20 protein-coding genes are annotated in these 22,940 nt (G+C 50.8%); 2 read left to right on the top strand and 18 right to left on the bottom strand.

Features of this window, described 5'->3' with window-relative positions:
• Positions 1 to 118: 118 nt before the first annotated feature.
• The 14 genes from L1F29_RS12875 to L1F29_RS12810 form a co-directional block, all read right to left on the bottom strand.
• Positions 119 to 508 carry a DUF302 domain-containing protein gene (locus tag L1F29_RS12875; protein ID WP_373876504.1) on the bottom strand — a complete coding sequence of 130 codons (390 nt, stop codon included), beginning with the start codon at positions 506 to 508 and terminating at the stop codon, positions 119 to 121.
• Positions 509 to 727: 219 nt separating this feature from the next.
• Complete coding sequence (locus tag L1F29_RS12870) at positions 728 to 1,114, bottom strand: rhodanese-like domain-containing protein (RefSeq protein WP_258388698.1); 387 nt, start codon at positions 1,112 to 1,114, stop codon at positions 728 to 730.
• 21 nt (positions 1,115 to 1,135) lie between these two features.
• Complete coding sequence (locus L1F29_RS12865; RefSeq protein WP_258388697.1) at positions 1,136 to 1,402, bottom strand: metal-sensitive transcriptional regulator; 267 nt, start codon at positions 1,400 to 1,402, stop codon at positions 1,136 to 1,138.
• Positions 1,403 to 1,545: 143 nt separating this feature from the next.
• Complete coding sequence (locus tag L1F29_RS12860; RefSeq protein ID WP_258388696.1) at positions 1,546 to 2,028, bottom strand: DsrE/DsrF/DrsH-like family protein; 483 nt, start codon at positions 2,026 to 2,028, stop codon at positions 1,546 to 1,548.
• Between the two features lie 14 nt (positions 2,029 to 2,042).
• Complete coding sequence (locus L1F29_RS12855) at positions 2,043 to 2,846, bottom strand: sulfite exporter TauE/SafE family protein (protein WP_258388695.1); 804 nt, start codon at positions 2,844 to 2,846, stop codon at positions 2,043 to 2,045.
• 342 nt (positions 2,847 to 3,188) lie between these two features.
• On the bottom strand, positions 3,189 to 3,416 hold the full coding sequence (locus tag L1F29_RS12850) for a sulfurtransferase TusA family protein (RefSeq protein ID WP_258388694.1): 228 nt from the start codon (positions 3,414 to 3,416) through the stop codon (positions 3,189 to 3,191).
• Positions 3,417 to 3,436: 20 nt separating this feature from the next.
• Positions 3,437 to 4,582, bottom strand: coding sequence for an MBL fold metallo-hydrolase (locus L1F29_RS12845; RefSeq protein ID WP_258388693.1), 1,146 nt, complete (start codon positions 4,580 to 4,582; stop codon positions 3,437 to 3,439).
• A gap of 73 nt (positions 4,583 to 4,655) precedes the next feature.
• On the bottom strand, positions 4,656 to 5,225 hold the full coding sequence (locus L1F29_RS12840; protein WP_258388692.1) for a sulfurtransferase TusA family protein: 570 nt from the start codon (positions 5,223 to 5,225) through the stop codon (positions 4,656 to 4,658).
• A gap of 233 nt (positions 5,226 to 5,458) precedes the next feature.
• Positions 5,459 to 7,111 (bottom strand): type 2 periplasmic-binding domain-containing protein, encoded by a 1,653-nt coding sequence (locus tag L1F29_RS12835; RefSeq protein ID WP_258388691.1) that lies wholly within the window; start codon positions 7,109 to 7,111, stop codon positions 5,459 to 5,461.
• 197 nt (positions 7,112 to 7,308) lie between these two features.
• The gene (locus tag L1F29_RS12830) at positions 7,309 to 8,208 is read right to left on the bottom strand and encodes a carbohydrate ABC transporter permease (protein ID WP_258388690.1); all 900 of its coding nucleotides are present in this window, start codon (positions 8,206 to 8,208) and stop codon (positions 7,309 to 7,311) included.
• 19 nt (positions 8,209 to 8,227) lie between these two features.
• Positions 8,228 to 9,196 (bottom strand): ABC transporter permease, encoded by a 969-nt coding sequence (locus tag L1F29_RS12825; RefSeq protein WP_258388689.1) that lies wholly within the window; start codon positions 9,194 to 9,196, stop codon positions 8,228 to 8,230.
• A 310-nt stretch (positions 9,197 to 9,506) separates the two neighbouring features.
• Positions 9,507 to 11,195 carry a type 2 periplasmic-binding domain-containing protein gene (locus L1F29_RS12820; protein WP_258388688.1) on the bottom strand — a complete coding sequence of 563 codons (1,689 nt, stop codon included), beginning with the start codon at positions 11,193 to 11,195 and terminating at the stop codon, positions 9,507 to 9,509.
• 61 nt (positions 11,196 to 11,256) lie between these two features.
• On the bottom strand, positions 11,257 to 13,452 hold the full coding sequence (locus L1F29_RS12815; protein ID WP_258388687.1) for a helix-turn-helix domain-containing protein: 2,196 nt from the start codon (positions 13,450 to 13,452) through the stop codon (positions 11,257 to 11,259).
• Positions 13,453 to 13,617: 165 nt separating this feature from the next.
• A complete protein-coding gene (locus L1F29_RS12810) occupies positions 13,618 to 14,454 on the bottom strand; it encodes an AraC family transcriptional regulator (RefSeq protein ID WP_258388686.1) in 837 nt (278 codons plus the stop codon).
• A 126-nt stretch (positions 14,455 to 14,580) separates the two neighbouring features.
• Here L1F29_RS12810 and L1F29_RS12805 point away from each other — a divergent pair, with 126 nt between their 5' ends.
• Complete coding sequence (locus L1F29_RS12805; protein ID WP_258388685.1) at positions 14,581 to 15,906, top strand: alpha-L-fucosidase; 1,326 nt, start codon at positions 14,581 to 14,583, stop codon at positions 15,904 to 15,906.
• Between the two features lie 82 nt (positions 15,907 to 15,988).
• Here the strand turns inward: L1F29_RS12805 and L1F29_RS12800 are convergent, their stop codons facing one another.
• Positions 15,989 to 17,467 (bottom strand): DUF4153 domain-containing protein, encoded by a 1,479-nt coding sequence (locus L1F29_RS12800; RefSeq protein ID WP_258388684.1) that lies wholly within the window; start codon positions 17,465 to 17,467, stop codon positions 15,989 to 15,991.
• A gap of 173 nt (positions 17,468 to 17,640) precedes the next feature.
• Between L1F29_RS12800 and L1F29_RS12795 the strand changes: the two genes are divergently transcribed.
• Positions 17,641 to 19,428, top strand: a complete 1,788-nt coding sequence (locus L1F29_RS12795; protein WP_258388683.1) for an ABC transporter substrate-binding protein — start codon at positions 17,641 to 17,643, stop codon at positions 19,426 to 19,428.
• Positions 19,429 to 19,524: 96 nt separating this feature from the next.
• Here the strand turns inward: L1F29_RS12795 and L1F29_RS12790 are convergent, their stop codons facing one another.
• The 3 genes from L1F29_RS12790 to helD all read right to left on the bottom strand — a co-directional run bounded on the left by L1F29_RS12790 (position 19,525) and on the right by helD (position 22,706).
• Complete coding sequence (locus tag L1F29_RS12790; RefSeq protein ID WP_204816066.1) at positions 19,525 to 19,725, bottom strand: cold-shock protein; 201 nt, start codon at positions 19,723 to 19,725, stop codon at positions 19,525 to 19,527.
• A gap of 198 nt (positions 19,726 to 19,923) precedes the next feature.
• Positions 19,924 to 20,157 (bottom strand): arsenate reductase/protein-tyrosine-phosphatase family protein, encoded by a 234-nt coding sequence (locus L1F29_RS34650; RefSeq protein WP_507765318.1) that lies wholly within the window; start codon positions 20,155 to 20,157, stop codon positions 19,924 to 19,926.
• A 188-nt stretch (positions 20,158 to 20,345) separates the two neighbouring features.
• Positions 20,346 to 22,706, bottom strand: coding sequence for an RNA polymerase recycling motor HelD (gene helD, locus L1F29_RS12780; RefSeq protein ID WP_258388682.1), 2,361 nt, complete (start codon positions 22,704 to 22,706; stop codon positions 20,346 to 20,348).
• Positions 22,707 to 22,940: the final 234 nt, after the last annotated feature.

Raw genomic sequence — 22,940 nt, 5'->3', positions numbered from 1 at the left:
ATGCGTGAGCCGATCGGTGGATGATGGCGCGATCGCCCATAAAAAAAAGGCCAACCGGATCATTATGGCTGACCTTAATACGAAAAGCTCCCTTTTTTGGAGTGCCCTTTAACCGTTATTATTTGGATTGGTCCAGCACTTGAATCAATACAGCTTCAATCTCCTGTGCCGTTGCCGTCAATTCCGGATCATCCAGCATGCGCATGAATGCAGACGGCTTAATCAAGCCGATTTTCGTTACCTCACCTGACTTGTATACCGTAATTTTGCAAGGGAGAAAATAACCTGCCAGCTCATTATGGTTCAGTACGCGCGCTGCCTCCCTTGGATTGCATACCTCCAGGATCCGGTATGGATTCGTGTATGAATTCACGCCTTTCTCTTGAAGCTTCGACGGAATGTCCATCTGCCAAAGAATTCCGAACCCGGCCTCCTTTAAGTTCCGGTCAAGCACCTTGATGGCTTCATCCACCGATTGAGCCGTTTCTACCGTATAATGCTCCAGCATCTGCCTTCCCTCCTTATGCTGATGACATCGAAACATTAACCAACTCCGTCCGCACGAACTGCATGATCCTATCGAGTGCCGGTAATGGCTGACGCAGCAGCTCACCATGCTAACTATTCTGCCCTCAGATGAAGCGGCGATTGTGTGGCATATCCTTCTTCCGGCAATCCCCGTATGTGATCTGGCTTCTTTATCAAGATCTGATAACGAGCCAGGCGGCTATTTCGACAGCTTGCCCTTCCAGGATAGAATGCCGCCCTGAAGATTCGTTATTTTCGTAAATCCGTTCTTCTTCAGCACGGCGGCAGCCTGCCTGCTCCTCATCCCGCTCCGGCAGTACAAGAAAATCTGCCGGTCCTTCGGGATTTCCGCCGCTTGGCTCTGGATTTGCGATAAAGGAATGTTGATCGCTCCCGGGATAAAGCCCGTCTTGTATTCGTTCTTCTCGCGGACGTCCACCAGCAGCTTGTCGGCGCAGTCCGACAGTTCCTGCTGGAAAGCAGCTGCATTCACATTATTTAACCCTTTAACGGGTGCCATCCTCGAATAGATGAACCATACCAGAGCCGCGACAACGATCACGGTAATCCATTGATTAGCGTCCATGAATTCCCTCCTGCTTCCATGTTAGCGGCTCTTCACCAGCAGCTCGATGGCTTCCTTCACCAGCTTGCTCGAATCTCTTCCGGCGGCCTGCTCCTCCAGAATGCACTGCTGCAAATTTTCGGCCACGATCTGTGCGATTGCCTTATCTGCGGCATTGCGGACGGCCGACAGCTGACTGACGACATCCTTGCAGGATTTCTCCTCTTCCATCAGACGGAGCACGCCGCGAACCTGCCCTTCGATCCGTCGAAGCCGTTTTTTGATATCCTCCGTGTAGTTGTAGCTCATAACCGAACCCTTCTTCCTCAAAGTTGTCTAAAGCCTATTATGACCGGATGCCTCTTAGCATAACGATATCGGAAGTGTGGCTGCTTACAATTCCTATACCTGTATAGGTATAATGTACACCAAAAAATAATGGCCGGACAAGTTTAGATGAACAAGTTGACTTTGGCATCCACAGCATCGCCGAGATAACCGGCAACCCCTGCATATTCCATCCCCGGGATGAGTTCTTCCTGTTGGAGGCCCAGCAGATCCATCGTCATGGTGCACGCGACGAGCTTGACGCCCTGCTCCTGAGCAAGCTCGATCAGTTGAGGTAGCGTGAGCGCATTATGCTTCTTCATGACATGCTTAATCATCTTGGGACCCATTCCCATAAAGTTCATGTTGGAGAGGCCCAGCTTCTTCGCTCCGCGCGGCATCATCCATCCGAACGCCTTCTCCAGGAAGCCCTTCTTCACTTTTACGACTTCATCCCGGCGCATCGTATTCAACCCCCAGAACGTGAAGAAGATCGTGACATCGTGGTCGTACGCGGCAGCGCCGTTAGCAATGATGAAGGCCGCAATCGCTTTGTCCATATCGCCGCTGAAGAGCACAATCGTCGTTTTTTCTTTTTTCTCCGTCATTCGTTACCCTCTCCTTATCCTAATATTGAGATCCATATCTTAATCGCCGTTCCGGCGATGAGTACAATCAAAGCGTAGCGCAGCATGCGAACGTTCAGCTTAGCGCTCATTCGGGATCCAAGCGGCGCGCCCAGCAGACTGCCGATGACCGTAAATAACGTTGGCATAATCGGTATATGCCCTGCTGTTATTTTGCCGATGATGCCTCCTATGGCGGATATAAAAACAATCGCTAAGGATGACGCTATCGTGGTGCGCGTCGGTATTTTGAGTACGGTGAGCATGATCGGAATGAGAATGAATGCCCCGCCCGCACCGACGATGCCGGAAACGATGCCGACGATGAACGCCGATAGAATGGCAATGAATTTGCTAAACGCAATGTCGGCATTCAACCGCTGCTCCTGTCCTTTATTCGGTATGAGCATTAAGATAACGGCTAATATCGCAAGTACGCCATACACCACATTGATGGTATCGCCGGACATAAACTTGGATACAATACCGCCCAGCAGGCTCCCGGCCAAGATGCTGCTGCCCATATAGACGACGAGTCCCCGGTGAATGAATGTCCCTGATTTCGGATCCGTCTTCTTGCGCCGCTGGAACGCCAGCATTCCCGCCAATGAAGCGAAGAACACTTGAAACATACTGATCGAAGACACCTGCTGACCCGTAAAATCTGCCAGCGATAGCCCGGAAGGGATCAGCAGAAGCATCGGATAATTGATGATAGCCCCGCCTATGCCGAGTAAACCGGAGAAGAATGAGCCGACAAAGCCCAGCAGAACCATCACCAGATATAGCATCCAGTCCATAACAACCTCCTTATCCCGCTAAAGTTATGGAGCTACGATTGCATCCCGGCGGTCCTATAAACCAGTTGCAAATGACCAAAAAATGAATATAATATTAATACCAAGTATTTTAATAGGATATAGGGGTGATATTATTGCTTGCTCTCATGAAACGGCTTCTCCTCACGAATGAGTGCCCGTCCTGCAGCCATTCTCTTTCGCATAGCGATCATCATCTTGGCTATGTGAAGACATGCTCTCATGGACATTATCGGGAAGAAACCTACAGCCACCTGGGCGTCCGGATCGTATATCGCGATTTGAAATAATGCGGGCACGACAGGCGCCCGCGTTATTTCCAGCCTATTTCTTTCTTACATAAAATTTGTACACGCCCTGGTCCTCTTCATGCTTCACCAGCTCATGATTCGTTTGCTTCACCCACGCCTGAAAATCATTCAGCGATCCTTTGTCCGTCGACAATACCTCCATCACCTGACCGGATTCCAGCGCGTCGAGCGCTTTCTTTGCTTTGACGATCGGCATTGGGCAAGCCATTCCCTTCGTATCCACTACTTTCGTAATCTCCATTGGTCATATCCTCCTCAAAATTATCTGTCGTGAACCGCACAGCGGTTAGGTCCGATTTCCATTTCGCGCTGCTCATCGGAATCGGGCATAATCTTCCCCATGTTCGTCTGGCGAATCTTCTGATACGCATTCGGCTGCGGCGGCAGCTTCTCCGTAACCGTGCTTCTAAATTCGGCTGCGCTTGCCATATTCAACCCCGGATTATCGCGGTACAGGTCTGCGAGCCGTGCCGATACGCTTCCATCCTTGCTTAGTTCGGACATGCTGCCGAAGTGTGCGGGAAGCACAATCAAATCTTCAGGCAGCTGCTTATAACGCTCGTACAATGTTTCGCGAAGATCGCTAACCCAATCCTCCGCTTTCCCGGCCAAGTCCGGGCGCCCGATCGATGCCACGAATAGAATGTCGCCCGAGAGCAAGTACGTCCCGTCTACGATTAGCGACGTGCTGCCGATCGTATGCCCCGGGGAGTATAGCGGCTGAATGGCGATTCGCGTTTGGCCGACGGTGATGTCTGCCCCTTCCATAAGCGGGTTATAGTCGAACACGACTTCATCCGCATCTTTAGGCGGCAGCCAGTATTTCGCGCCGGCATCTTCAGCCAGCTTGCGCCCGCCGGAGATATGATCCGCGTGGAGATGCGTATCCAGCGTATGCTTGATCACCGCATGATGCGCGGCTGCAAAGCGTTCGAATTGCTCCGTCATCCGCAGCGTGTCGATAACAGCCGCTTCGCCACCGGAGAACACCATATAGGACAGGCAGCCTTTGCCAAGGCGGACAAATTGATAGATCGAGCCTCCGTCCTTCAGATCGCCGATTTTGACCGGCTCGAGATGCTCGCTCCAAGCTTTCATGCCGCCCAGCAGGTAGGCAACCTGGCGTTTTCCTTGTTCAATGAGCTGCTCGGCAACAAATTGGGACGAACCCTCTTTCGCACAGACAACCAATACTTCACGGTCGTCCGGAATTTGGCCGATGATTTCCTCAACGCCGTCGAGCAACTCGAAATACGGCTTATTCAGGATTTGCACTTGCTTGCCTTCTATCTTCCAATCCTGGAAGTCGGACTCATTCCTGACGTCCAATATAAATATCGGCTCCTCGCTCAGTACCTTCGCGGCCAATTCTCCGGCGGCCATGCCTTTAAGCCCGGTCTGATTCATCGATTTCACTCTCCCTGATGTAATTAGTCTGTCAGCGAAACGTCAGCGTAATCGGCACTATCCATGAATAGAATTAATTGTTTTCTGTCGGGCCATTCCATTCCGACATGCCGGGAATTACGTTCTTCACGCTGCGGAAGCCCTTCTGCGCCAGCAGCTGAGCAGCCATATCGCTGCGGCTTCCCGTCCGGCATATCAGATAAAGCTCCTGCTCAGGATCCAGCCTGCCGATCTGCTGCTCCAGCTCGCCAAACGGGATGGATACCGCGCCGGGTATCCGGTTGAACGCATATTCCGCAGGCTCGCGCACATCGATGATGACGGGAGCGGAACCGCCTAACAGCATTTGCTTCACTTCATCGTTCGATATCGTGTAGGGATGCGATTGCGCTTCCTTGACTTCACTCGGACTTGATTTGCGCAAGTAATGATGCAGAACATTCTCTTCTTGTGTAGAGCCCAAATATTGATGTCCGGTTGTTTTCGCCCAGCTTTGTATATCCGCCAGAGATCCTTTATCCGTAGCCTGCAGCACCAGAACTTGTCCGGCCTCCAATTCTTCAATGGCTTTCTTCGTTCGGACAATCGGCATCGGGCAGGCAAGCCCCTTCGCATCCACTGTTTTATCAACACGGATCGACATCTGCATAACCTCCTGTTATTTCTTGTTCAATTAATCAGTCGATTTCGTTAATACACATACCCGTATGGGTATATAGATACTATAAATTGATTTCTATCGTTCGTCAAGTGCCCCCTTCCATTCGGTTGCGATTACCAGAGACATTCAAACCGACAAAAGCCTGAGCCGCCCTCCTTCAGCTGCAGGAGGGTGGCTCAGGCTTAACCGGAATTCAGAACCTTTATTTCACTTTCTTACTTTTTCTGATTAGCATAAGCCGCTTGATAAATTTCCAGATAACGGCTCAGGTTCAGCCCGTCGAAGCCCTTCACGTATTTGTCCCATTCGCTGTCATTGAGCTTCTTGGAACCAGTAATAAATTGAGCCATGTTCGACCTGACATATTCGTTGATTTGGGTGCGCAGCTGGTTGGCTTCCTTCGCGTCATTCGCGTCCATGAAGATCGTCAGAGGGAATGTTTCTTCCGGCTGCTTGTTCTCATAATTGTTCGCCGTCTCCATATACAGACGGTATTCATAGCCGACTTGCGAGAACGGATCCTCCGGTACGGCCCAGGACTCGCGGATTTCCCGCGTTCTGCGGGTAATGCCCATCTGATCCCATGTATCGTTGAACGTCGTGCCGATATCCCAATAAGCGGATTTCAGGCTGTATTTGGCTTGATTGCCATGCACGTCCTTCTCGCCTTCCTTGGCTTTCTCCCAATACTTCCCTTCAAGGCCGTACTCGTTCGTGATCGCATGCTCCTCGGAATACAAGTAGTCCGCGAGCTTGATCGCCGCAATCGCTTCTTTCTCAGAAGCTTTGTTCGTAATGGCGAATTGCCCGCTGCCATAAGCTTTATAATAGCCGGAATATGCGACTCCGTTCGGTCCTTTGAGAGGCGGAACGGTAATGTATTCTTTATGCCGGTTCTGCCCCTCCACCATGCTGAAGTACATGCCGATATGTCCGGCTGTAACGCTTCCCGTTATATTGTCGCCCTCTTTATTCCCGACCTGCATCATCTGATCGTTATTTTGCGTGAACGCTTCTTTATCGATCAGCCCTTCGCTATACAGCTTATTCACATACTCCAGGCCTTGACGCCATTCGGGCTGATTCGCAGCCAGTTGGACTTTGCCGTCCTTCATATAGAAGAAATCCTCGTCGTTATCGTAAATGAAGGCGTTCATTAAGAAGTTGGACGGAAGACCGTGCCAAGTATTGAATGCTCCCGATAACGGTACCTCATCCGCTTGCCCGTTGCCATTGGGATCCATCGTCTTGAATTTCTTCAGTACTTCGTAGTACTCATCCGTCGTGGTCGGCATTTCAAGATTTAATTTTTTCAGCCATTCCTTGTTAATCCACAGCTTCTGCGAGTACCAGCAGTGGAAGCAATCATTGATGTGAGGAAGCGCGTAGATATTGCCGTCCGGTGCCGTAATGGCCGCCCTCAGATCGGGATCCTCGTCGAATGCCTTCTTGATTTCATTCCCGTATTTGTCAATAAGGTCGTTCAACGGAATTAGAATACCCTGCTTGCCGTAATCGATTTGTTCCGCCTGCGTGAATCCCCCCGATAGAAATACATTGGGATAATCTCCGCTTGCCATAATCAGCTTCTTCTTATCGGCCGCATTGGCTTGCGGGGTTGCATCAAACTTAAATTTGATGTTCATTCGTTCTTCAATGAATTTCGTTACCGTATTCGTGCTGATATCCTCGATCCGTGGCGGGACGACAATGTAAGCGTTAATCGTAACGGCATCATTGTTCTCGCCGCCGTCGTTCCCTTCATTCCCGCTGCTTCCGCCCGAATCGCTACCGCTGCTGCATGCCGATAACAGCATGGATAATGTGAGAACCATCGCGATCAGGATCTTTCTCTTCTTTTTCTTCAATGCCGACTCCTCCTTTAATTTTGCGTACAGGATTGCGGTGAAGTAATCTGCTTCATCTTCCGGACAACCAAAATCCCCCGATCACCTCCTGGCTTGGTATCAATCAGCACAACTCTCTTCAGGGGAACCCCGGCATCCTGCCGATCTAAGAAGCACTTACTCTCTTCCCGGCCGCTTTGGCTCATATTCCAAAGCGGTCAGCCCTTAAGCGATCCGATCATAATGCCTTGGACAAAATATTTCTGCACGAACGGATAAAGCGCTAGTACAGGCAGCGTCGCAACGACGATCAACGAGAATTTCAACAGGTCCCGAAGCCCTTGCATCGCCGCCATTTGATTGGCGTCGACCATCATGCTCGCATCGATTGAATTCAAGATGAGAATGTTGCGCAAAATAATTTGAAGAGGGAACAATTCCTGCGACTTCAGAAAGATGAGCGCATCGAAGTAGGCATTCCAGTGCCCCACCGCATACATCAGAACGAGTACGGCCAGAATCGGCTTCGACAAGGGAAGCACGATCCGCCATAAAAATCCGAAATCGCTGCAGCCATCCAATTCGGATGCTTCTCCGAGCTCCTTCGGAATGGTCGACTGAAAGAATGTGCGGGCGATAATGACCTGCCATACCGCCAAAGCGCCGGGCAGCAGCATCGCCCATCTGGTGTCCAATATTCCGAGCGACTTGACCGTCAAATAATAGGGAATCAACCCTCCGCTAAACATCATCGTAATGACAAGCAGCAGCATAATGAATCCGCGACCGTAGAACGTGCTTTTGGACAGCGGATAGGCGAGCATAACGGTCATGGATACATTAATCAAGACGCCGAAGAAGGTATAGAACAAGGAATTGGCGTATCCAGTCAAGATTTGCGGATTGGAGAAAATCGCCTTATACCCCGCCAAGCTTGGTTCCACCGGGAACAGCCATACCTTGCCGCTGATGACGGCTCGCGGAGAGCTGAAGGACGAGCTCACAATGTAGATGAGCGGGTAGAGTACAATGATGAGAACGACCGCCAGAAAGGCATACACAAGGAAAAGAAATAGTCTGTCGCCAAGCGACTCTCTGATCGCTATCGATTTATTCATAACGTCCCCCTACCTTCCGCTACCATAGGCTGCTGTCCGAGACGCGTCTGGCGAAATAATTGACGGACAGAAGCAGAATGAGATTGATGACCGAATTAAATAAATCGACGGCTGCGGAGAAACTGAAGTTTGCGCCCAAAAGTCCGATTTTGTACACATAGGTCGAGATGACTTCCGACGTACTGGTGTTAAGCGGATTTTGCATCAAATAGATTTTCTCGAAACCGACATTCATAATTTGTCCGACGTTGAGAATAAGAAGTATAATAGCCGCCGGCATAATACCCGGAATATCGATGTTAATGACCTTCTGAAATCGCGATGCCCCGTCAACCTTGGCTGCTTCATAGAGCTCCGAATTGACGCCGGCAAGCGCAGCGAGATAGATAACGGCGCCGTAGCCAATTCCCTGCCATACATTGGAAAGCACGAATATGCTGCTGAAGTAGCTCGGTATCCCCATGAAATTGATCGATTCCATCCCGAGCATCCTGACAATCAGATCCACGAAGCCAAGGCGCGGAGACAGGAACAGAATGATCATCGAGACCATGACGACGGTCGAGATGAAATAGGGAGCGAACGTGACCATCTGAACCACTTTCTTGAATCTCATGCTGCGAATTTCATTCAAGGCGAGCGCCAGAATGATCGGTGCCGGGAATCCGACAGCGAGCGAGTATAAGCTAATAATCAACGTGTTCTTAATAAGGATCCAGAAATTCGGAGAGTTGAAGAAATCGGAGAAGTTCTTCAGCCCGACCCACTCGCTCCCGGTAAACCCCCTTACCGGACTAAAATCGCGAAAAGCGATTTGCGCCCCGTACATAGGAATGTACTTAAAAATAATGATGTACGCGAGCGGAAGCAGGATGAGCAAATACAGCTGCCAATGCCGCTTCATCTTTTTGGCCGGACCTTTCATGAGAAGCGGCTTGCTGCTGTCCGCCCGCTTCTTCTTGGCTTCAAGCACCCCTGTTGACTGCATGCGCGAAAACTCACTTCCTTTCCAATATTCGGTGATCACTGACGGATTGCTGATAACGATAAAGGAATACGGGGAGGAGGGTCAACGATCAGTATTCAACCAGGAGACAATATTCCGTAACCGCTTACTTTTCCAGAAAAACCGCCTGGCGCGCAATTTTCCGTGAGCGCACAATATTCCGTCAACCCGCTTCGACCGCAAACCAAACCTCCTGCGAACGTAAGCAAAGCAGCCAAATTAAAAAAAGGGTTGTCCATCAGTCAACTTCATGACGACGGACAACCCCTTATTCATATCAACCGATATTGGCTTACGGCGAAGCTTGGTTCGTTTGGGTGTAATTATCATAGGCATTCTGGTAAATTTGCAAGTAACGGTCCAGCTTCAATCGTTGAAACCCTTCGATATAGGAACCCCATTCCCGATCGATCTGCTTCGCTCCGGTAATAAACTGGATCATATTGGATTCGATATAATCGTTCATTTGTACGCGAAGTCGCGCCGCTTCATGTACATCCTTCGGATCGACATAGACATTCTCCGGAAAAATTTCAGCCGGTTCTTTGCCCATATAGTTCTCAACGGTCTCTAAATAGAGACGATGCTCATATCCATCCTTGGAATAAGCATCCTTCGGCACAGCCCATGATTCGCGCAAGTCCCGGTTGCGATAGAGAATTCCCATCTGGCTCCAGCCATCGTTTTGCGTCAGATGATCCCAGTATTCAGGGTTGAGCTTGTATTTGGCCTGTCTGCCATGCTCGTCGACATCCCCCTGCTTCCCCTTCTGCCACCAAATATTCTCAGGTCCGAACTCGTTGCGTATGGCCGCTTCCTCCGAATACAGAAAATCCGCAAGCCGGATGGCGGCGGCCGCTTCGGTCTCCGTCGCTTTGTCCGTTATGGCAAACTGCCCGTTTCCCACCCGGTTGAAATAACCGGCGGCCTGATACCCGTCCGGACCGATCAACGGTGCAATCGTGTCATATTGTTTATGCCGCTCGTTATCGAGCCCGCTGAACGCCATGCGTATATGACCCGCCGATACGCTGCCCAGTATATTCGCATCTTCATTACTGGCTAACTGGATCATGCCGTCCAAGGTCTGGGTGAATGAAGAGGGATCGATCAGGCCTTCTCGATAAAGCCGATGAATGTACGCCAGTCCTTCCTTCCATTCCGGCTGTGCGGCTGCCATCCCCACTTCGCCATTCTCGACATAGAAATAATTCTCGTCCGTATTGTAGATAAAGGCGCTCATGAGAAATCCGGTGATCTTGGTATGCCAGGAGTCTGTCGCGCCCGAGAGCGGAACCTCATCCTGAAGACCGTTCCCGTTCGGATCCTGCGTCTTGAACGCTTTAAGCATCTGATAAAAGTCCTCTGTCGTTCGGGGCATAGGGAGCTGAAGCCGCTCCAGCCATTCGGTATTGACCCACAGCTTCTGCGAATACCAGCAATGGAAGCATTCATTAATGTCCGGCAGCGAATAGATGTGATTGTCCGGGGCGGTAATCGCCTGCCGCAGTTTTGGATTTTCGCTTAAAATCCGCTTGATGTTCAATCCGTACCGGTCGATTAAATCGTCGAGAGGCCGCAGAGTACCGGACATCCCGTATTTAATCTGCTCGTCGGGCGTAAAATCCCCGCTCATGATAACCGCAGGATATTCTCCGCTTGCAAACAGCATTTGCTTGCGTTCTTTCTTGGCTGCGGGCGTTGCGGTCATAAATTCGAACTGAATATTAAGCCGGTCTTCGATGTATTTCGTAAACCTATTCGTATGAATATCCTCGACCTCCACCGGAGGCACGGCATAAACGGGAAGCTTGATCCGTTTGTCCGCAATCGGGAATTCGCCAGCCGGACGTACGACGTTCGCTTCGATCGTCCCTTTCTCCCGATCCTTCAACACGGGATTTGCGAAGAGCTGGGAACAAGCGGTAACGACAAGCGCCGCAGCAAGCAGAATCATTCCTCTCATCCATCTTGCCTTCAATAGTCATTCCCCCTTTCTTGTTCAAGAAGAACCGCCTCACGCGGTCCCTGGCAGCGAACGCCTAGCCCGTTTGCTCCCTTGTATGAAGCTTGCGGTAATCCATCGGCGAGACGCCCTCAACCCGGCGAAACACTCTTCTGAAGGTTGCGGCATTGACATACCCGACACGTTCGCCGATATCCTGTATGGAGCTTGATTGCTCCAGCAGCCATCGCTTCGCATGCCGAATGCGCACCTCTGCAAGGAAATCCAGAAAATTTTCGCCGAATTCATCCTTGAACAGCTGGCTTAAATATTTGGCGTTAATGGAGAATTGATCGCTCAAATAATCGAGCGACAGCTCCGGGTTCGCATAGTGGCGTTCAATATATTCGCGTACCTTCTTCATGGAGCTGTGATATTGCCTCTCTTCGCGAAGCACGGCCATACGTTCGGAATAGTTCTCCAATATGCCCAGGAGCGCTTGCTGCAGTTCATCCAACGTATCGAACTCCCCGATAGACTGCCTTGCCTGCGGAAGTGCGGAGGCCGTCCAAATTTCATAATAATCTTTGGAGATCTGAGACATATGAAGATCCATATGTGCCATGAAATAACGTCCTTGCTCGACGATCTCGCTCTTGGACAAGCAGCACTTGCGTATACCGTCAAACCATTGAAGATAATCCGCACGCCAATCCAGATCATTGCTGCATCGGAAGGATTGCACGAGATTGTGGATTGCTTTCAGATGCTTGCTGGACTCCTTATCCGAGACGCTGCGGGCTTCCTGCAGCCGAATGATCCGGTTATTGCCCATAACGGCTTTGAATTTCAGGGATTCGAGCGCTTCCTTGTAGGATTCGGATATACCGTGCCGCGAATCGGTGGACTCCCCGATTCCGATCGTTGCCGTGAACGCCAGGTTCTTATTCAACCAGGAGACAATCCCTTCACATACCTCGTCCAAGCGGGCTGCGGGATCTTCCAGGAATACGATGCCTGTCAGCTGCAGCGAAGCGGTCCATTCCAGCCAGATGTGAACCTCGGGACGGGACATCATCTCATGGGTTACGCTGCTGAGCACAAACTTGAATAAAGCTTGATCCCGCGTTTGATAACGATTGAAGGATTGCTCCGCTTGGTCGATTTCGATAATCAATACTTGGATGAGGCTGTGAGGAGGAAATGTTAATTCAGATGAGCTGCTCTCGCCATTGATTAATTGCGTGAAGAACGTTCTTCTCCGTTCAAGCGCAGCCAGCTCCGATTCTCTCTTGAATGCTTTCGATTGTTCGGCAAAATTGTTTATGGCAGATTCAATAAACGCAAACTCGTTAACAGCCACCCTTCCTAACGTATGCTTATCCTGAAACAGATTGTCGTTAATGCGAACGACAAGCTCCTCCAGCGGTTTATAATTTTTGCGCGTTACATAAATGATCGATACGACGCCCGCAGCAAACACAAGCAGGCCGAACAGCAGCCAGACGCCGGAAAAGTTCGAGACGACGTTCACGAGCTTCCCGTTATAGACGCCGCTCTCCGCCGTCCAGTTCGTATATTCCGATGACACGTGAGCCAGGACTTCGCTTTCCTCCGGCAGGCCGTCCTGCTTAAACAGCGTATTACCGTTCCGGTCATACAGATTGACGAAGGCGGTTTGCGGATCGTACATATCCATTATATTGTCCTGCAAGGATGCTACGCTGATATTGACGACGAAGAGTCCTTCCGAACCTTGACTGAGGGGAACTTTGTGTACGAGGCTGACGACTTCTTTTTGCTTCTGAAAGGAAAACTCCCGATACATCCTCAGGTCCGTCCATGGCGACTTCGAATCGCTGCTCTGCATGTCCCGTATGAACGGGGCATCCTCGAAATCGTCCAGGTTTCGAATGACATTGCCGCTGAACACGAGCCGGTCGCTGTTGCGGACGAGATAGTAGGAAGAGATGAACGGGACCTCCTGCTTCAGCGCTTCGAGCTTCTTGACCACCTGATAGTTTAGATATACGTTGCTGCTGTCCTTCTCGCCAAAAAAATCGCTGAACAGCTTATTATTCATAATCTCGCGGATAATCATATAGTCGACCGACTTCAAGGAGACGTCGATCGATTGAAGCAGCTGACGTGTAAACACTTTGCTCGATTCCTTCGTATTCTCATTGTTTTGCTCCACGAGGGTTTGGAAGAACATAAAGAAAACAAAGGAGAAGATGATGCAAAATATCGGAATATAAGACCAGATCATTCTGCGCAGCCATGTTCTATTCATCGGAATCATCCCTTAACAAGCAAATTCAAAAAAGGTTAATGTAAGCGCATTCAAAAATGATTCTTGTTTATTCCTACACCTGATCATAGAACATTCATGCCTGTTCCTAACATGCACGATCCTATTTAGTTTTTGTACAATATTAAGATGGCTTCGGGAGAAGCGCTACAAATTGGTCCTGTATTCGGTCGGACTGTAGCCGATCTCCCGGCGGAACGTCTTGGAGAAATGATTTGCGTCATCGAAGCCGGTCCGGACGCCGATCTCCTTGATGCTGAGCGAGGTCGTCTTGAGGAGAATCTTCGCCTTCTCCATCTTCTTGCGGATTACATATTTGAGGGGGGATACGCCAAAATGCTTCTTGAAATATTTGATGAAGTAGTTGGGATGCAGGTGCAGATGCGCCGCCATGGCCTCCAGCGTCACCTCATCGTGAAGATGGGCGTCGATATACTGCTGAATGACCGTCAGGCGCTCGATCTCCGGCTTCCGGCTCTGATGGATCTGAAGCGGCGATGCCGTAAGCAGCTGCGATAATATATCGAGCAGAATCGCTTTCTCCTTCAGTCGTGCGGGTACGGATGCCTCTTGGTGAAGCAGATACAGCTCATGAAACAAGTCCGTCATCATGTCCGGATCCAGCGAGTCGTAGCGGTACGGAACATCCAGCCACTGGAAGAAATCCAGATCGCCCGCAGTCGCGGTGAAGTGGCACCAATACTTAAGAAAGGGCCGGTCGCTGATCGCGGAATAGGATTGCTCGACATGGGCCGGCATCAGGAAGAGCTGCCCCGGCGTCGGCCAGAACGATTGTCCGTTTATTTTTAGCCAACCCTCCCCTTCCTTAATATAATAGAGCTTGCTGTAAGCCGGCGTATAATCCAGCTCTCTCCACTCCGGCCAGCACTGGGTATATTGGGCGTTCAGCACGTGAACCTGCATATTGCGAATGATATCATGTATGGCTGTCTGTTTCGTACGGTCGGCATAATTAGCGCTCAATGTTCATCACCTGCTAAAGTTAATTTTATACCCGTCAAGGTTAAGAGTGGATCTGTTTATTATAGCATATCATTGATAAACTTTATTGCAGTTAGACAAGCATTCCACTCATATGGAGGTTATTTAATGGAAAACGTTCAACGAGATCTCATACAAGAACGAACCGAACGCACACGCTGGTTCCAGCACGACCGCTTCGGGATGTTTATCCACTGGGGGCTCTATGCCATACCTGCCAGAGGCGAGTGGGTACGCAGCTTTGAGAAAATAACCGTAGAAGATTATCAGCCTTACTTCGATCAGTTCGATCCGGACCGTTACGATCCCAAGGCTTGGGCGAAAGCGGCCAAGGATGCCGGCATGCAATATGCCGTATTGACGGCCAAGCATCACGACGGCTTCTGTCTGTTCGACAGCAAGCTGACCGATTATAAAGCGACCAATACGAAAGCAGGCCGCGATCTCGTTGCCGAATTTCTGGAAGCATTCCGTGCAGAGGGCATTAAAGTGGGCCTCTACTATTCCATTATCGATTGGCATCATGAGGATTACCCCGCATACGGGGACCGGCATCATCCGATGAGGAATAATGAAGCCTATAAGCGGGATCCCGAGACGTTCCACCGTTACCTCGACTATATGCACGGCCAGGTTCGCGAGCTGTTGACCAATTACGGGAAGCTGGACATCATGTGGTTCGATTTCTCATATGACAATATGGCCAGCGAGACATGGAAAGCAACCGAGCTGATGACCATGATTCGCTCCCTTCAACCGCATATTCTGATCGATAACCGTCTGGAAGGAAGCGGCGAGCAGGGCGGCAGCCTGTATACGAGCAATCCTTCCGTCTATGCCGGTGACTTCGCTTCGCCGGAGCAAATCATTCCTCCTGAAGGCGTAACCGACGAGAACGGCAACCCTGTTCCATGGGAAGCTTGCATTACGCTGAACAATAACTGGGGCTATGCGGCCGCCGACCGTTCCTATAAGACGCCGACGACGGTCATTCGCAAATTGGTTGAATGCGTCAGCAAGAACGGAAACATGCTGCTCAACGTCGGTCCGACAGCCAAAGGAGAAATTCCGCAAGAATCGCTCGACATCCTGGCAGAAGTCGGCCAATGGATAAAGCAGAACGGGGCAAGCATCTACGGCTGCGGCAAAGCCGATTTTCCCAAACCGGAATGGGGACGCTACACGCAAAGGGGTAATCTTCTCTATGCGCACGTCTTTGAGGAAAGCATCGGACCGGTCAACCTGGTCGGGCTTGCCGGGAAGGTCAAGAAGGCGCGCCTGCTCGCCGACGGATCGGAGCTGTTCCTGAACCGGCCTTGGAGCGCGGCACTATTCGAGGAGGATGCCTTTGTCAGCTTCGCCCGTCCCGAGCACCTGACCTATCCGCTGCCGGACAAGAAGAATACGGTCATTGAGCTGGAATTGCTTTCATAAGGTAGAATAATGAATGGCGGTGCAGGAGATTATTCCTGCACCGCCTGTTTTCATGCTGACAATTGCTATGAAGCCGACTGCTTCATTTTAACCGCTGCTTGGATAGATTCCAGGCGGGCCACTTATCGTTCAATCGGGACCGCTCCTTAATCTGATCGATCGCCACGCTTATGGATTCCATTTCGGGATGCTCAGCCTGCAGCTTGAGCAGAGCGGGCGCAGCATCAGCTGATAGCGTACCTAAGTAGGCCATGTCGATCATACCTGTTCGCTCATACCGCGCAATATTATTGGCAGCTATCCGTGCATCCAAGTTGACATAATTCATGATCAGATAGGCGATGATCGCACAGCAGATATAGGCTTTCGATAACGATAGCCTCTCCTGCCAGATTCGAATGAATGCCGTTACCGTCAAGATGCCGACAACCAGCATAAATCCATGAACGAGCAGCCTGGTTTGCGTATAGCCATAAGCATCCTCGTACAAGGAAAGGCGGCTATACGCAGAGACCAGCATAACGACCGTACACCCAACGAGCAAGCTGAGCGAGACTTTACGGATCCGCTCCATCCATACGCCTTCACGACGTACGAAGTGCAGCCCGCTCAACAGCAGCAACAGGTTGATCAGAGCGACCAGCGCCAGCTCCGTAAATCCTCTTCTCGCATATTCCGCATAAGCTGCTCCGTCAGGCAGCAATCCGTTCGCTGCGCCGAATAAGTACGAGAATTGAATAAGCGCAAAGAGGAAATAGACAACATTAACGCTGATTAACAATGTGCACGCCGTAATAGGATCCATCTGCGTCTGCGGCTTCCGCTCCGCTTCACCGCCATCGAAGAGGCTCGCGCCGTTCGCAGCTGCTGCGCCATTGGCCGTATTCGTCCGCCTAGGAAACAGCAATCCCCATATGTAGCAGAACGAATAAAGTGCAATTCCGCCCCCGGTAATGATGCGAATGAACCCTTCGCCGACAGAAAGTCCTTGGAACAAGCCCGGTATTTCGGTCAGCCAGGATAGAAATATCTGGTCCGCAGAGGCCAGCAGCGAAATCACCACGACGAGAATCGGCGCCGCGAGCACGAAGCCGAGCGCGACTTTGCGCAGGTTCCCGCTTGCCGGACCGGCGGAACCGCTGGGAAGCACCAGATTGCTTACAATCCCGAACGGTACGGATAGATGGCTGAATGGCTTTACTATGCATCGGTGGATCAGATCCGGGAAAAATTCGGCCTTGTACCAGGGGTGCGCGCTGCTGCGTGTGAGCATGATCGTCTGCGCAGCGATCATAATCGTAATCGCCATGCCATTCAACAGATGGAAGAACCGGTTGGCGTACAAAGCATACGTCATCGCAAGCAGGCCGATCGGAATCAAGAGAAGCCAGCCTGAGACTGACTGTCCCTCCCACTTGTCAAACCCGCCCATTCTTCCTTGTACCGCATAGAAGAACAGTCCATAGAACCCGAGCACGAATATAACGACCGATATTCCAGCGGCATTTCCAACGAATAAGTATTGGCCTGCCAGCCCTAATAGGAGAGCGAGTATCCACATCCTTTCATACCTCTTTTGCCAAGGCGCCGGATCTCTCAAGTCGCTTCACTCCCAAAATAATATCAACGTCTTATTTGTTAACGGCTCCTTTTTATTGTAACCTAGAAAACAAGAAGAAAAAGTGCAAATTCGATCCATGAAATTTCATGTTTTTATACAGGAGGATATTGGCTATGAAACTCCGGCGCCATTATTTGACGCTGCGGCATTCCTTCCCTCACGTTCAGGAAGAAACGCCGCTTGAGGTAACCGTAGAGGAGCTCGCGATGCCGGTGGACTGCACCCCCCGCAACATGGTGCTGCTGTTGAAACGAATGCAGCAGGAAGGGTGGATCAGCTGGACGCCAAGAAAGGGACGCGGCAACCGTTCCACCCTGCTCTTCTTGGCCCGCCGGGATCACATTGCGCTCTTGGAAGCGCAGGAGCTGGTCGCCAAGCAGGACTTGCAAGCCGCTCTGGCGCTCATCCAATCGATGGAGCAAGCTGCTTCGCTGAAGGAGCAATTTCAGGAATGGCTTTCGGGAAGGTTCGGTTTTCATTCGGAGCTCCAGGGCAAACGGCGGACCGACACACTGCGATTTCCGCTGCAGCAGACGATTCACACGTTAGATCCGGCTGCCATTCATTATGCCGGAGAATCCCATCTCGTGAATCAGCTGTTCGACGGATTGGTTCGTATGGATCCGAAGGGCGCTTCCATACAGCCTCATCTCGCCCACGCCTGGGACATCGATCCTACCCGGACCAAGTGGACGTTCTATTTGCGCAAAGGGGTCATGTTCCATCATGGCCGCGAGATGCGGTCATCCGATGTGAAGTATTCCTTGGAACGGCTGAAGAGGCTTGCTTCGCGGGGATTGTACAGCTGGGTCTATGCGGGAATAACATCGATCGAATCGCCTGACGATACGACGATTCATATTCATTTGGCTGAGCCGGACGAAACCTTCCTTGCATTCTTGACGACCAACCGGGCTGCCATCGTTCCGCAGGATGCGTGCGAAACCGATGGTGCGCAATTCGGCATAACGCCTGTCGGTACCGGTCCTTTCCGCTTGGCGGATCAGCAGCAAGGGGTGTGGATTCTGGAAGCCTTCGACCGTTATTTTCAAGGCAGAGGATTTCTTGACCGGGTTGAAGTATGGTCGCTGCCCGAAGCAAGCGCAAGCGAAGCCGCAAGTCCTCTACCGCCCTTTCAGGTGATGCATAATGTGCGCTTGACCGATCAAAGCGCCGGAGGGTGGCAGCAGATCCGGCAATCGGGCATGACATGCAAATTTATGACCGTTAACGAGTCGAAGGACGGCCCTCTTCGCGATATTGCCGTGCGTGAAGCGATTGATTACGCGATTGACCGTCACCACCTCGTGGATTTGCTATCCGGCGACGTTATTGAGGAGGGCAGCAGCTTCTGGCCGCAATATGACGACCTCGCAGAGCGGTATCGATCGCCGGGAAGCCCGAATGAGGCCGCAAGCAAATTGGAGGCGGCCGGGTATCGGGGGGAAACGCTTATTCTGGCGACAATTCCTCAGTATGAAGCCGATGCCAGGCTGATTCAACAGGTTTGTGCTGCATCCGGCATCGCGCTATCGGTCAATCTTATTCCCGCCGAGCAGTTCAAGGGACAGGACCGCATGACGGCGGATTTGCTGCTCTTTGCCATCATGCTCGATGAGCATCGCGAGCTGCGGCTGATCGATCTCTTCAAGAGCATGCAGCAGCATGGGCGTTCGGATATGCGTGAATCGCTAGAACACAGCATTCGTCTGCTTTTATCGGAGCCGGATGTCCGCCGCAGAACGGAAATCCTGTATAAGATCGAAAGGCTGCTGATGGACAGGCACAGCTTATTGTTTCTATACCGGAAGCATTTGAAGACGGCCTTCCATCCTTCGATCCGCGGCATATCGTTTGAATCGCTGGGCTGGGTGCGGTTTAAGGATCTCTGGTTTACATAGCAGGGCTGATCGCTTGATCACAACCTCTTCCCACTGCTGAAATAATAAAAAAACTGCCCTTAACAAAATGTTAAGGGCAGTTTCTGCTGCTGATACTTACAGTTTTACAACGTTCTCAGCTTGTGGTCCGCGGTTGCCTTGTACCACGTTGAATTCTACGCGTTGACCTTCGTCAAGCGTCTTGAAGCCGTCGCCTTGAATAGCGGAGAAGTGTACGAATACGTCGTTTCCGCCTTCAACTTCGATGAAACCAAATCCTTTTTCTGCGTTAAACCATTTAACTGTTCCTGTTTCCATTTGAGAAAACCTCCACAAATTTATTAACATGTTACTTTTTGAGTTAAAACAAAAAATCACATATTGAGAAAGGTACCATTACACAAATGATCACCTTTTTCAATATGTGAATTCAAGGTCAAGATTTGCTATAACCGAATCATAACACAACGTAATTCATAAAGCAAACATTTACCGCTGTTTTATTAAAAAAAACATTCAGGAGCCGGAGATACAGCCGCTGCTTGACCCAAGCTTTTCTGATCGATTACCTTTATCGTTCCAGAGCCCCTCTGTATTTAGCTTGCTATTCCGGTACTTCGATTGTCTCTGATACCTCGCCTGCGCTTCCGTCCCGGCAGACCGAACGTCATACCCGTTAAGGCCATGAAACAGATGCTCGGCCGTTAAGCTCCGCCACTTATTCCGGCTGCAAATAAACAATAGCTTCATAAGTAAGCTAGCACCTCTTTACTCATTTAATCGATGCGTTCTTCAGCTCGCATCAGACCCGTTCGTTAATACGCCGCAAATATGAAGAATGCACCTCGCGAGCGGCTGCTGCTGCTGCCGCTGTGTCTAAAGTGGTTGTTATTCATCCACCTCGACCTCTTGCGCTCCGGTGCATTTCTACATTTAGATTACTCTTCTTCCAGCGTGCAGCACTGCTTGGCTTCGTCCGTCATAAACGGGCTCCACTCCCCAACCCCATACAGATGAAGCTCATGCATAGCGCGCGTGCAAACGGTATAGAACAGCTTTCGCTCGCTTTCTCTACCGTAACAGCGAGCAGAAGCGTCATATACGATCACGGCGTCGAACTCCACGCCTTTGGCCAAGTAAGAAGGAATGACGACAACGCCCTGTTCGAAATCGGTCGTCTCTCTCTCCATCAGCCGAATATCGATGTTCTCCTGAAGTGCTTCATATGCCGTTCGGCTTTCGGCCGCTGTCTTGCAGATCACGGCAATCGTTCGATAGCCTTCCGCTTGGAGCGCTTCAATCCGTGCTGCAATGCGGCTGTTCAGCTCCGTGATATTATGAACGGCTGTGAGCGTCGGCTTATCGCCGCTCCGGTTAAACGGCTCGATCGCCTCTCCGCCAGGAATCAGAAGAGATGTAAATTCGACGATCGGACGCGTTGAACGATAGCTGCGCATCAGCGTCACTTTCTCCGTCTCCTCCGGATCGAACAGTGCTTCAATGGCTGAGAATCCGCTCCCGCCGAGAGAAGCGTGCGCATTGATGGATTGATTCATATCGCCAAGCGCAGTCACTTTGGCCCGCGGGAACAGTCGTTTCAGATATGCAAATTGAAAAGCCGTATAATCCTGCGCTTCATCAATAAGGATATGACGCACCGACACATTCGTCTGGAATCCGCGGATGCGCTCGACGGCATACAGAAACGGAGTGGCGTCCTCATAGGCCATTGCGCCATCGTCTAACCTTTCCAACGTACGGGCACAGATGGCATCCCAGCTTGCGGGCAGCGTATCCTCATCCTCCAGATAGGCCGCGGCAAACGCCGGATCGGCAAACAGCTGACGGTACACAGCCTTCAGATTAATAAAGTTCAGCCGCTTGACGCGCTCGCGAAGCGGCTTGAACCGATCACGTACGACATACTCAGCCAACATGGCCTTCTCCGCATCGAAATCATCGAAGGATTCTTTATGGAAGCGTTTCTTTCGTCTTAACTGCTGATAAATGTTCAGATAGGTTTCCTTATCCAGCAGCTCGATTTCATCTTCAACCCAGCTCTCGTCAAGCGCGGCTATCTGACGCTCCTTTACCTTCTCCATTAACCGCTCGGCGACGAGCCGAAGACGGTTCGGAATCGGAATCGAACGATCAAGCGAGTAGAAATAATCGTGTATATCCCTCGCGTGAATGAAGGGCTCCCCGCGGAAGGACAAGTTTCGGAAGATAAGCCCGCCTTCCTTCAAAGAGGCTAGATAACGCTCCATTAATTCCACGAACGTACGGGATGCTTTGTATCGGATGCTCTCCATCCGGGCCTCATAACCAGAGTCATCTGTTGCGGCTAAAGCGTATTCGAGCTGCTCGTACGGATTCTCCAATTGGAACGACTTGCTCAGCCGATAGTGCAAATAGTCCTGGAAGGTCGTCTGCTCCATATTCTCTTCGCCCAGCTCAGGCAGAACGGTCGATACATAACTATTGAACATCGGATTTGGCGAGAAGAGGACAATCTGGTCGGCACTCAGGGTTCCTCTATGCCGGTACAGCAAATAAGCGACCCGCTGAAGCGCTGCCGAGGTTTTGCCGCTCCCGGCCGCTCCCTGAACAACGAGAAGCCGGCTGCGGTCATTACGGATAATTAAATTTTGCTCGCGCTGAATAGTGGCAACGATACTCTTCATCTGCGCATCCGAATGCTTGCCGAGCACTTCCTGAAGCATCTCGTCGCCGATCGTAACACCGGTATCGAATACGCTGGTAATGACGCCGTCCCGTATGACGAATTGGCGCTTCAGCTTCAATTCGCCGCCGATTATTCCCATGGGGGTTTCGTACTGCGCCGGTCCCGGCGGATAGTCGTAATACAGGCTGGAGACGGGCGCACGCCAATCATAAATGAGGTAGTCAGTATCGCTGCTATCCCGCAGCGAAGCGATGCCCAGATAGATGGGATCGGCCGCGGACTCCCCTTCCAGGGCAAAATCGATTCGTCCGAAATACGGTGACTGCCGGAGCTTTCTTAACGTCCGCAGCTGCTTGTCGCTCTGACGGTGCGCGTGCTCGCGGTCGAAGAGCATCTCGGCCTGCTGCTTTAGGCTTGCGGCGGTTTCGGCCATCTCTGCCGCATCCTCGAAGTTGACGGTGACGTCTTCCCAGAAATTTTTACGGATTTCAACCATTTCGCTTCTGGCTTCGGAGGTTTGCTGCTCCAGTGTAACCGTTCGGCTGTCAATTTCCTGAACAACCTGATCGACCCGCTGCTGTTCACTTTTCCACTCTTGAGTCGCTTCAGACATTCGACAACGTTCCTCTCACTATAATATGCATGCTTGAAATCGGTAAGTAACGAAAAACAAGGTGAATGCCCTTGTTGACACGCTCCGATTCATTGTGATATAATTAATTTGGGATAATTCGCTTTAAAAGAATTATCTATTTACCATTTCTTATTGTATCAAACCTCGCTCTAAAGTTCAATATCCATCCGCTATCTATATGATGAAATCCAACTGCATTCGCCTTCTCGATTC

Origin of the sequence: Paenibacillus spongiae (genome assembly GCF_024734895.1) — a bacterium.
Taxonomy (GTDB): Bacteria; Bacillota; Bacilli; order Paenibacillales; family Paenibacillaceae; genus Paenibacillus_Z; species Paenibacillus_Z spongiae.
Note: the sequence above shows the minus strand (reverse complement) of the source record. Positions and strands in the feature narration are given on the sequence as shown.

What these genes read in the sequence shown, in the direction of transcription:
- L1F29_RS12870 (WP_258388698.1), bottom strand. Translation starts at nt 1,114, where the DNA reads ATGGACGCTAATCAATGGATTACCGTGATCGTTGTCGCGGCTCTGGTA.
- L1F29_RS12830 (WP_258388690.1), bottom strand. Translation starts at nt 8,208, where the DNA reads ATGAATAAATCGATAGCGATCAGAGAGTCGCTTGGCGACAGACTATTT.
- L1F29_RS12795 (WP_258388683.1), top strand. Translation starts at nt 17,641, where the DNA reads ATGAAACTCCGGCGCCATTATTTGACGCTGCGGCATTCCTTCCCTCAC.
- helD (WP_258388682.1), bottom strand. Translation starts at nt 22,706, where the DNA reads ATGTCTGAAGCGACTCAAGAGTGGAAAAGTGAACAGCAGCGGGTCGAT.
- L1F29_RS12790 (WP_204816066.1), bottom strand. Translation starts at nt 19,725, where the DNA reads ATGGAAACAGGAACAGTTAAATGGTTTAACGCAGAAAAAGGATTTGGT.
- L1F29_RS12825 (WP_258388689.1), bottom strand. Translation starts at nt 9,196, where the DNA reads ATGCAGTCAACAGGGGTGCTTGAAGCCAAGAAGAAGCGGGCGGACAGC.
- L1F29_RS34650 (WP_507765318.1), bottom strand. Translation starts at nt 20,157, where the DNA reads ATGAAGCTATTGTTTATTTGCAGCCGGAATAAGTGGCGGAGCTTAACG.
- L1F29_RS12860 (WP_258388696.1), bottom strand. Translation starts at nt 2,028, where the DNA reads ATGACGGAGAAAAAAGAAAAAACGACGATTGTGCTCTTCAGCGGCGAT.
- L1F29_RS12855 (WP_258388695.1), bottom strand. Translation starts at nt 2,846, where the DNA reads ATGGACTGGATGCTATATCTGGTGATGGTTCTGCTGGGCTTTGTCGGC.
- L1F29_RS12800 (WP_258388684.1), bottom strand. Translation starts at nt 17,467, where the DNA reads ATGTGGATACTCGCTCTCCTATTAGGGCTGGCAGGCCAATACTTATTC.
- L1F29_RS12850 (WP_258388694.1), bottom strand. Translation starts at nt 3,416, where the DNA reads ATGGAGATTACGAAAGTAGTGGATACGAAGGGAATGGCTTGCCCAATG.
- L1F29_RS12815 (WP_258388687.1), bottom strand. Translation starts at nt 13,452, where the DNA reads ATGAATAGAACATGGCTGCGCAGAATGATCTGGTCTTATATTCCGATA.
- L1F29_RS12865 (WP_258388697.1), bottom strand. Translation starts at nt 1,402, where the DNA reads ATGAGCTACAACTACACGGAGGATATCAAAAAACGGCTTCGACGGATC.
- L1F29_RS12840 (WP_258388692.1), bottom strand. Translation starts at nt 5,225, where the DNA reads ATGTCGATCCGTGTTGATAAAACAGTGGATGCGAAGGGGCTTGCCTGC.
- L1F29_RS12875 (WP_373876504.1), bottom strand. Translation starts at nt 508, where the DNA reads ATGCTGGAGCATTATACGGTAGAAACGGCTCAATCGGTGGATGAAGCC.
- L1F29_RS12805 (WP_258388685.1), top strand. Translation starts at nt 14,581, where the DNA reads ATGGAAAACGTTCAACGAGATCTCATACAAGAACGAACCGAACGCACA.
- L1F29_RS12845 (WP_258388693.1), bottom strand. Translation starts at nt 4,582, where the DNA reads ATGAATCAGACCGGGCTTAAAGGCATGGCCGCCGGAGAATTGGCCGCG.